The sequence below is a fragment of the Bradyrhizobium sp. DOA1 genome (assembly GCF_001593325.1).
Taxonomy (GTDB): Bacteria; Pseudomonadota; Alphaproteobacteria; order Rhizobiales; family Xanthobacteraceae; genus Bradyrhizobium.
In genome coordinates, this window is record NZ_JXJM01000001.1 from 6,348,817 (window position 1) to 6,357,445 (window position 8,629).

Genomic DNA, 8,629 nt, shown 5'->3' on the forward strand with positions numbered 1-8,629 from the left:
TATATCGAGACCAGTGCCGCCGATCGGCCACCCTCGCCTACCCCTGGAACATCAATGCTCTCGGTCGAACTCGTCATCGTCGTCGTCCTGATCGTCATCAACGGCTTGCTCTCCATGTCCGAGCTCGCCGTGGTGTCGTCCCGTCCGGCGCGGCTGTCGCTGCTCGCGGCGAAGGGCGTCCGCGGCGCCGAGCGAGCGCTGACGCTGGCGGCCGATCCCGGCAAGTTCCTCTCGACGGTGCAGATCGGCATCACGCTGGTCGGCGTGCTCTCCGGCGCATTCTCGGGCGCGACGCTCGGGCAGCGGCTGACGCAATGGCTGCTCGAGCTCGGCCTCTCCAAAGGCATCGCCGACATCGTGGGCGTCGGCCTCGTCGTCACGCTGATCACCTACGCGACGCTGATCGTCGGCGAGCTGGTGCCGAAACAGGTGGCACTGCGCGATCCCGAAAGCATCGCGGTCAGGGTCGCGCCCGCGATGCATTTGCTGGCGCGAATCTCGCTGCCGCTGGTGTTCCTGCTCGACGTCTCCGGCAGGCTGATCCTGACGCTGCTCGGTCGCGGCGGCAGCGCCGAGGAAAAGGTCTCGGAGGATGAGATCCATCACCTCGTCAAGGAGGCTGAGACGGCGGGCGTGCTCGAGCCCGGCGAGAAGGAGATGATCGCCGGCGTGATGCGGCTCGGCGATCGTCCCGTGGGCGCGGTCATGACGCCGCGCACCGAGGTCGACGAGATCGACCTGAGCGACGACGCAGAGACCATTCGCGACATCATCGCAAAGAGCCCGCATTCGCGCTTTCCCGTCTCGGACGGTGATCGCGACAAGCCGATCGGCGTGCTCCAGGCCAAGGACCTGCTGGTCGCCCATATGCACGAGCGCACGCCGGATCTGCGCGCCCTCGTGCGCGAGGCGCCCGGCATCCCGGCATCGGCAGACGCGCGCGACGTGCTGGCCATCCTGAAAGCCGCGCCGGTCCATGTCGGCCTGGTCTACGACGAATACGGCGCCTTCGAAGGCATGGTAACCGCGGCCGATATCCTCGAATCGATCGTCGGCGCCTTCCATTCCGAGGAAGGACCGCCCGAGCCGGCCTATATCAGGCGCGACGACGACTCGCTCCTGATCTCCGGCTGGATGCCGGTCGACGAGTTTGGCGAGCTGCTCGGCATCGAATTGCCGCCGCACCGCTACAACACGGTGGCGGGCCTCGTGCTGCAGCAGTTCAGCGTGCTGCCCAATGTCGGCGACGCCTTCGATTTCGCCGGCTGGCACATGGAGGTGGTCGATCTCGACGGACGTCGGATCGACAAGATTTTGGCGAGCAGGTTGGGCGAGCAGGCGGCGGCGTGAGACGTGAGCCCGTTGAACTCTCCACATCGAAATTGTAGGGCGCGCCCAGGCCTAAACTCCTCGCCTCACCCGAACTTCACGCCGATCCGCTTTTCCTTGCGCCAGACCACGGTGCAGGCCCGATGCGCGCCGTCGGCCTGGACGAACAGGGTGAAACGGTCGGGAATGCCGACGGGGCTCGTGACGTCGAGGGCGGCGCCCGTGTCGGAGAGGTTGCGGACGGTGCAGTCGATCGCACCGCCGCCGAACTCGATCGTTCCGGCCTTCAGCACGCGATGTCTGGCTTTTTCGCGCCGCTCGTCCATGGGCATAACATACACCCAAAGTTGAACCAAAGCTTAATCACCAACCCTGCTCGCGATGAATTTACGCAAGGGCCGGACCGAAGGCGCAGCGCGAGTCGCTTACAGCGCGGGCTGAAACGTCTCGGCCCGCGCCATCCGCCAGGCATCGCGGAACCGCGGATCCTCGGTGCCTTCGAGCAACTCGCCCGGGCGTAGTGCCGGATAGAGCTGCGCGAAGGAGCGCACGTCCGTGGTCGAGGTGCGCTGGGTGAAATGGATCGGGCGCAGCTGCTGCGGATGTTCGAGGCCGGCGGCGGCGATCAGCTCGGTCAGCGAATGCAGCGTCGCATGGTGATAATTGTGCACGCGGTCGATCTTGAGCGGCACGTAGAGCGCGCGCGCCCGCGTCGGGTCCTGCGTCGCAACGCCGGTCGGGCAGCGGTCGGTGTGGCAGCTCAGCGACTGGATGCAGCCCAGCGAGAACATGAAGCCGCGCGCCGAGTTGCAATAGTCGGCGCCGATCGCCATCGCGCGCGCCATGTCGAAGGCGGTCGCGATCTTGCCGGAGGCGCCGATCTTGATGCGGTCGCGCGCATTGATCCCGACCAGCGCATTGTGGACGAAATTGACGCCCTCGCGCATCGGCATGCCCAGATGGTCCATGAATTCCAGCGGCGCCGCACCAGTGCCGCCCTCATTGCCGTCGACGACGATGAAATCCGGATAGATGCCGGTCTCCATCATCGCCTTGCAGATCGCCAGGAATTCCCAGGGATGGCCGATGCACAGCTTGAATCCGGCCGGCTTGCCGCCGGACAGCCGGCGCATCTCGCCGATGAACTGCATCATCCCCACCGGGGTGGAGAAGGCGCGGTGCGATGCCGGCGAGATGCAATCCTCGCCCATCGCGACGCCGCGGATCTTGGAAATCTCCTCGGAGACCTTCGCGGCCGGCAGCACGCCGCCATGGCCGGGCTTGGCGCCCTGGCTCACCTTGAGCTCGACCATCTTGATCTGCTCGTCGCCGGCGACGCGCGCAAACGCCTCCGGATCGAAGGTGCCGTCGAGATGACGGCAGCCGAAATAGCCGGAGCCGATCTCCCAGATGATGTCGCCGCCCATCTCGCGGTGATAGGGACTGACGCCGCCCTCGCCGGTGTCATGCGCGAAGCCGCCCTTCCTGGCGCCGGCATTGAGCGCCCGCACGGCGTTCGGGCTGAGCGCGCCGAAGCTCATCGCGGAGATGTTGAAGACGGAAGCCGAATAGGGCTTTGCGCAATCCGGCCCGCCGATCAGGACACGGAATTTCTCCTTGGCGTGCGCCTTCGGCGAGACCGAGTGATGCATCCACTCGTAGCCCTGGCGGTAGACATCCTCCTGGGTGCCGAACGGCCGCTTGTCGAGCTCCATCTTGGCGCGCTGATAGACCAACGAGCGGGTGTCGCGCGAGAACGGCATGCCGTCCTTCTCGCTCTCGAAAAAGTATTGCCGCATCTCCGGGCGGATCTCTTCGAGCAGGAAGCGGATATGCGCCGAGATCGGATAGTTGCGCAGCACCGCGTGGCTCTTCTGCAGGAGATCGCGCACCCCCAGCAGCGTCAGCGCGCCGAAGATCAGGATCGGCACCAGCATGATGTCGAAGATCTTGCGGTCCGCGAGACCGATGCCGATCAACAGCGCGGTGACGACCGCGCAGATCGTCAGCACGATGAAGCGGGGCGAGAACGGAAGCAGCAGGGTTTCCATGATCCCCTCCTCCGCCAGCGGCAGGCGTTTCGGAGCTTGCTGCGTCTTGTTGTCCTCGGCCACGATTCCCAATCCTCCCGCCAGCATGAGGCGGTACGATACGCCTGTGCCTGTCATACGGATATGACGCGGCCCTTGTTTCAGGCTAGCGAATTCGGCCGGGACAAATCAATCAGCCGGATGGACGGGTTTTGCGGTGCAGCAGGGGGATGGATAGACGGGGCGGCCGAAAAGGGCTTTCCGCCGGGGCTGAAGCAGGCCCTTTCCGGCTGCCCACGCCAATAGAGCTGCCGCGGCGACGGGCCGGACGCGGCTCGTCGCTCGCGCATCAGCGACGAATCCGGAGATGGCGCAGCCTTCGGGCGGCCGTCAGAGAAAGGCCATAACATCAGCCTTCAACTCGTCGGCCGCTTCAAGGCTTCCACGACAGGAGAACTTCTCATGACCAAGCGCGATGCTGTTTTCCCCGCCGGCCGGCATGACCTCTATAGGTCGCACACCTATTCCGCAGCGATCAGGTCGGGTGATCTCCTGTTCGTCTCCGGCCAGGTCGGCAGCCGCAGCGATGGCTCACCCGAGCCGGATTTCGAGGCTCAGGTCCGTCTGGCATTTTGCGAATCTCGAGGCGACCCTGAAAGCAGGTGGATGCGGGCTTGACGATATCGTCGACGTGACGACCTTTCACACCGATCCCGAAAATCAGTTCGCGACGATCATGACCGTCAAGAGCGAGGTGTTTGCAGAGGAGCCTTATCCGAATTGGACGGCGATCGGCGTCAATTGGCTCGCGGGGTTCGACTTCGAGATCAAGGTCATTGCTCGCATCCCGGGCTGAATTCAGCGCGCCCGGTCGCCAGTGATCTCATAAGGGAGCCTGTCGTGCACCATCTGGAACGGAACAAGGCGAATGTGATCGCCTTCTACGAGTTGATGTTCAACGCGTGCCGGCCTGCCGAGGCCATCGCGCGCTTCGTTGGCAACGAGTACATCCAGCACAATCCGCATGTTGAAACCGGAAAGAAGGGCTTCATCGATTATTTCGAGCGCATGGCTCGCGAGTGGCCGGGCAAGCGAGTCGAGATAAAGCGGGTCGTGGCGGAGAACGAGTACGTCGTTCTCCATTGCTTCCAGCACTGGCCGGGAGACCACGATTACGCGGGAATCGATATTTTCCGGCTCGACGACGAGGGAAAGATCGTTGAACATTGGGATGTGCTGCAGGTCGTGCCCGAGCATGCAGCCAATCCGAACGGTATGTTCTGAGCTGCCCCCATACTGACGGCGGCCAGCCTTCACCAAACTTCATTCGGTGGGATGGGTCCTGGTCCCCGTGCGCAATTGCGCCGAAGGCCAGGACGACACCATGGGGACGGCGGCGCTTACCGCTCGACGAACGCCTTCTCGATCACGAAATGACCGGGCTTGTTGCCGCTGCCCTCGACGAAGTCGCGGCCTTCGAACATCTGCTTCAGCTCTTCGAGCATCGCCGGGCTGCCGCACATCATGATGCGGTCGGTTGCGATGTCGAGCGGGCCTTGGCCGATATCGTTGAAGATCTGCTCGGAGCTGATGAGGTCGGTAATGCGGCCGCGGTTCTTGAACGGCTCGCGCGTCACGGTCGGATAGTAGATCAGCTTGTCCGCGAGCAGCTCGCCGAACAGCTCGTCTTCGCGCAAGGAAGCGACCAGCTTCTCGCCATAAGCGAGCTCGGAGACCTGGCGGCAGCCATGCACCAGCACGATCGTGTCGAACTGGTCGTAGACCTCGGGGTCCTTGATCAGGCTCGCGAACGGCGCAAGGCCCGTGCCGGTCGAGAGCAGCAGCAGCCGCTTGCCCGGGATGAGGTTGTCGGTGATCAGCGTGCCGGTCGCCTTGCGGCCGACCAGGATGGTGTCGCCTTCCTTGATCTTCTGCAGGCGCGAGGTCAGCGGACCGTCCTGGACCTTGATCGAGAAGAATTCGAGCTGTTCCTCGTGGTTCGCGCTCGCCATGCTGTAGGCGCGCAGCAAGGGACGGCCGTCGACCTCGAGGCCGATCATGGCGAACTGGCCGTTCTGGAACCGGAAGCCGGTGTCGCGCGTGGCGCGGAAGCTGAACAGCGTATCGGTCCAGTGGTGGACGGAAAGAACCTTCTCTCGGTAAAACGCGCTCATGATTTTCGATATTCCGAATATTTGCGGTTTTCGGCAACAGCGTTGCCCGGCCCTGACTGCGGGGCGAGCACCATTTGCCATGGCGGAGGATTTTGCGTGTGTGATCTACGCCATTGAGACCAATAATCAACCTCGTTTCGGATGCAATTGACGCTGATCAAACCTGCATTTGGACTGAAATGGGCGCATCATTAACGAATTTGCTGCCGAGCGCGCGCGGCGGGCAATTTCTTTTCCCGGCGGGGCTCGACGGCAGCACTTAATTTCCATCGCGCTCGCAAGAATTTCATTAAGAATAGCTCTGATCTTCACCCGGTTTGGCGCCATTTCCCGCATTTTTGCGGCTTTCGGCGACAGGAACGACGGCAATCACCATGGCAGGCGGCGAGCGGATCTTCGTCCAGGCGATCAGGCGCTATTGCGCAGAGCACGGCATCACCGTCGACGTCCGCGCCGACGGATGGTTGATCGCGATGCGCCGGGGCGAGATGCGCCGCTTCGCCTTCGGCTACGACATCGGCCTCAACAGCGCCATTGCCCACCGCCTCGCCAATGATAAATCGGCCACCGCCGAGGCACTGGCGCTCGAGGGCGTGCCTTGCATTGCCCATCATCTCTTCCTCAACCCGAAGCTGGGCACGCAAATCGCCGGCACCGATTGGCGCGAGAGGATGCTGTCGCTGCTCGCGCAGAATCCGCAAGGCGTGGTGGTGAAGCCGAACGAGGGGACGTCGGGGCGCGCCGTGTTCAAGGTGAAGACGGAGGCGGAGCTCGACCACGCGGTTGGAGAGGTTTTTTCCATGAGCGCCGGCCTCGTGATCTCGCCCTATGTCGCGATCGAGGACGAGGTCCGCGTGGTGCTGCTCGATGATGCGCCCATCGTGGTCTACAGCAAGCAGCGCGGCAAAGATTGGCGGCACAATCTCGATGCCGGCGCAAAGCCGGTGTTGCTGGAGGAGGACGATGTTCGCGCGACCTGCGTGAAGCTCGCGATCGATGCAGCGCATGCCATCGGCATCGCTTTCGCCTCGATCGACGTTGTCCGCGTGGATGGCAGGTGGAGCGTGCTCGAGATCAATTCCGGTGTGATGATGGAAGCGCTGGGCAAGCTGCATCCGGAACTGGTGCAGGCGACATATGACGCGGCGCTGGATCGCGTGTTTGCGGGAAATAGCGACCGCGGCACTGGTGCGACCCTCCCCTGAAGGAGCCGGAGCGGGGCGCAGATACCACGATGACGCAAACGCTTTGCGTGTGTTGGCGTTGGCCGGATGTTCCCGTTGTGAAATGGAACGCAGCGCTTTAGCCTTCATGCACAACACATGCGGCTTGCACGCTCTCGCGGCTGCGGATGCATCAAGAACCATTAAAAAATTCGAAGAGGGAAACGCCATGAGCGGCAACATCAATCGCCAGATCCTTCTGGTGGAGAAGCCCAGCGGCAAGCTCGGCCCCGAGCATTTCAAGATGGTGGAGAGCGCGCCGCCGGAGCCAAAGGACGGCGAGGCCTTGCTGCGCGTGCGATACATCTCGCTTGACGCCGCCAACCGCGCCTGGATGCACGGCGCGACCTATCGCTCCGCCGTCGAAGCCAACAGCGTGATGGCCGGCGGCGCCATCGCCGAGGTCGTCAGCTCGAAGGCGCCGGGCCTTGCGCCTGGCGACATCGTGTTCGGCGACACCGGCTGGCAGGAATTTGCCGCCGTCCCGGCCAAGCATCTCACCAAGATGCCGAAGCTCGAGCCGATGACGCATCTGCTCAGCGTGTTCGGCATCGCCGGCCTCACCGCCTATTTCGGCCTGCTGGAGATCGGCAAGCCGAAGGAAGGCGAGACGGTCGTGGTCTCCGCGGCCGCAGGCTCGGTCGGTTCGATCGTCGGCCAGATCGCCAAGATCAGGGGATGCCGCGTGATCGGCATCGCGGGCGGCACTGAGAAGTGCAACTGGCTCACCTCCGAGCTCGGCTTCGATGCCGCCGTCGACTACAAGGACGGCGCGGTATTCAAGGCGTTGCGTGCGGCTGCGCCGAAGGGCATCGACGTCTATTTCGACAATGTCGGCGGCGACATTCTCGAAGCCTGCCTGCCGCAGATGAACCATTACGGCCGCATCGCCTGCTGCGGCGCGATCTCGCAATATGACGGCACGCCTTCTGCCCACGGCCCACGCGGCGTGCCTGGCTTGATCGTGGTGAAACGCCTCGTGATGCAGGGTTTCATCGTGATGGACTACATGAAGGAGAGCCAGCGCGCGCTCGCCGACCTCCAGGCCTGGGTCAAATCCGGCAGACTGAAAGTGCAGGAGGACATCATCGATGGCCTCGAAAACACGCCGGATGCGTTGATCGGATTGCTCGCGGGCAAAAACCGCGGCAAGCGCATGGTGAAGCTCTGACGGCGCGGTTACGGCGCCGACATAATTGACTTGCGGGTGACGCCAAAGCGGCGAATGATGTCGCTTGCGAGGGCGTCACTCGCGATGATTGCGATTGCATTACATTTTAAACGTCGTCGGCGTGGCCGGCAGGGCAGGACATCACATGTTCAACACATTGAAACAGGCATCGACGAAACAGGCATCGACGCGCAAGGCGTTGCTGACGGCAGCATTCTTCGCAACTGCAACAGGGGCGGTGGCGCAAGCGCCGACGGAGGCGCAGAAGAGCGCCATCCGCTCCGCATGCCGCTCGGATTTCATAGCACACTGCTCGAACGTCACGCCCGGCGGCGTGGAAGCGGTTCAATGCCTGGCAAAGAACATGTCCAGCCTGTCACCGGGATGCCAGACCGCGGTTCGCGCCGTCGAGCCCGCGAAGACCGAAGCCGCGCCCAAGGCAGAAACGGCGCCAGCCGCGCCAAAGGCTGATGCCGCCCCAGCAGCGAAGCCCGCTGCCGCACCGACGCCGCAGGCCGCTGCCGCCAAGCAGCCGAGCAGCGCGCAGGTGGCGGCGGTCAAGAGCGCGTGCCGTGGCGATTATCCCAAGGTGTGCGCCAGCGTGCCGCCGGGCGGCGCGCCCGCGCTCGAATGCCTGGAGAAGAACAAGGCCAAGGTCTCGCCCGCTTGCGAGAAGGCCGTGAGCGCCGCAGCCGGCGGCGG

At 63.7% G+C, this 8,629-nt stretch carries 9 protein-coding genes and 1 pseudogene; 6 read left to right on the plus strand and 4 right to left on the minus strand.

The features are described 5' to 3' along the window. Positions 1 to 54: 54 nt before the first annotated feature. A complete protein-coding gene (locus tag SE91_RS29345) occupies positions 55 to 1,350 on the plus strand; it encodes a hemolysin family protein (RefSeq protein ID WP_061850133.1) in 1,296 nt (431 codons plus the stop codon). 65 nt (positions 1,351 to 1,415) lie between these two features. Here SE91_RS29345 and SE91_RS29350 read toward each other — a convergent pair whose 3' ends face one another. Together SE91_RS29350 and SE91_RS29355 are read right to left on the minus strand one after the other, a co-directional pair. Next, positions 1,416 to 1,655 carry a PilZ domain-containing protein gene (locus tag SE91_RS29350; protein ID WP_061850134.1) on the minus strand — a complete coding sequence of 80 codons (240 nt, stop codon included), beginning with the start codon at positions 1,653 to 1,655 and terminating at the stop codon, positions 1,416 to 1,418. Positions 1,656 to 1,754: 99 nt separating this feature from the next. Continuing rightward, positions 1,755 to 3,443, minus strand: a complete 1,689-nt coding sequence (locus tag SE91_RS29355) for an FMN-binding glutamate synthase family protein (RefSeq protein ID WP_502687160.1) — start codon at positions 3,441 to 3,443, stop codon at positions 1,755 to 1,757. A gap of 378 nt (positions 3,444 to 3,821) precedes the next feature. Here SE91_RS29355 and SE91_RS29360 point away from each other — a divergent pair. Further along, positions 3,822 to 4,215, plus strand: a pseudogene (locus SE91_RS29360) (RidA family protein). A 44-nt stretch (positions 4,216 to 4,259) separates the two neighbouring features. Further along, on the plus strand, positions 4,260 to 4,643 hold the full coding sequence (locus SE91_RS29365) for a nuclear transport factor 2 family protein (protein WP_156489845.1): 384 nt from the start codon (positions 4,260 to 4,262) through the stop codon (positions 4,641 to 4,643). 116 nt (positions 4,644 to 4,759) lie between these two features. Here SE91_RS29365 and SE91_RS29370 read toward each other — a convergent pair whose 3' ends face one another. Then, the gene (locus SE91_RS29370; RefSeq protein WP_061850135.1) at positions 4,760 to 5,533 is read right to left on the minus strand and encodes a ferredoxin--NADP reductase; all 774 of its coding nucleotides are present in this window, start codon (positions 5,531 to 5,533) and stop codon (positions 4,760 to 4,762) included. Positions 5,534 to 5,907: 374 nt separating this feature from the next. On the opposite strand from SE91_RS29370, the gene SE91_RS29375 reads away from it, so the two are divergent. Both SE91_RS29375 and SE91_RS29380 read left to right on the plus strand, forming a co-directional pair. Further along, positions 5,908 to 6,738: an ATP-grasp domain-containing protein gene (locus SE91_RS29375; RefSeq protein WP_061850136.1), complete on the plus strand. Its 831-nt coding sequence runs from the start codon at positions 5,908 to 5,910 to the stop codon at positions 6,736 to 6,738. A 187-nt stretch (positions 6,739 to 6,925) separates the two neighbouring features. Then, positions 6,926 to 7,927 (plus strand): NADP-dependent oxidoreductase, encoded by a 1,002-nt coding sequence (locus SE91_RS29380; protein WP_061850137.1) that lies wholly within the window; start codon positions 6,926 to 6,928, stop codon positions 7,925 to 7,927. Between the two features lie 141 nt (positions 7,928 to 8,068). Here SE91_RS29380 and SE91_RS37900 read toward each other — a convergent pair whose 3' ends face one another. After that, on the minus strand, positions 8,069 to 8,230 hold the full coding sequence (locus tag SE91_RS37900; protein ID WP_245318634.1) for a hypothetical protein: 162 nt from the start codon (positions 8,228 to 8,230) through the stop codon (positions 8,069 to 8,071). Here SE91_RS37900 and SE91_RS29385 point away from each other — a divergent pair. After that, the coding region (locus SE91_RS29385) for a cysteine rich repeat-containing protein (RefSeq protein ID WP_245318624.1) at positions 8,166 to 8,629 on the plus strand (464 nt) is incomplete at its 3' end. The two genes, SE91_RS37900 and SE91_RS29385, sit on opposite strands and share 65 nt — an antisense overlap.

Coding starts and splice junctions, on each gene's coding strand:
- SE91_RS29345 (WP_061850133.1), top strand. CDS start 55: ATGCTCTCGGTCGAACTCGTCATCGTCGTCGTCCTGATCGTCATCAAC.
- SE91_RS29350 (WP_061850134.1), bottom strand. CDS start 1,655: ATGGACGAGCGGCGCGAAAAAGCCAGACATCGCGTGCTGAAGGCCGGA.
- SE91_RS29370 (WP_061850135.1), bottom strand. CDS start 5,533: ATGAGCGCGTTTTACCGAGAGAAGGTTCTTTCCGTCCACCACTGGACC.
- SE91_RS29375 (WP_061850136.1), top strand. CDS start 5,908: ATGGCAGGCGGCGAGCGGATCTTCGTCCAGGCGATCAGGCGCTATTGC.
- SE91_RS29380 (WP_061850137.1), top strand. CDS start 6,926: ATGAGCGGCAACATCAATCGCCAGATCCTTCTGGTGGAGAAGCCCAGC.
- SE91_RS37900 (WP_245318634.1), bottom strand. CDS start 8,230: ATGAAATCCGAGCGGCATGCGGAGCGGATGGCGCTCTTCTGCGCCTCC.